This is a genomic window from Rhizobium sp. SVR5-9E (assembly GCF_056755095.1).
In genome coordinates, this window is sequence record NZ_JBNDHS010000530.1 from 1 (window position 1) to 255 (window position 255).

1 protein-coding gene is annotated in these 255 nt (G+C 41.2%); it reads left to right on the top strand.

The window, feature by feature from the left end:
* Positions 1-255, top strand: a 255-nt coding sequence (locus ACPYOJ_RS35925) for a hypothetical protein (protein WP_481420468.1), incomplete at both ends; no start/stop codon positions are given.

Consider the following 255-nt stretch of genomic DNA (forward strand, 5'->3'; position numbering starts at 1 on the left):
TGCCACTCCTGAAGTGGTGGGAATGTATAGCCATATTAATATTCCCGTTCCAACGGTTCATGATAAAGATAATATTGATATGGAGCGTGTACTTCAGGCAAATATTTTTCTGGGACCTGAAGATGAGAAAAAATTTATGGAAACCATAATGCCGCATTCGGTAGCTTCCAGGTGGACTCCCCTTTTTGCTGATGTGAATCCCGGAGAGATCAATAAATTTACAGGAATTGGGCATTTCTGCGATCACTTCGGTAT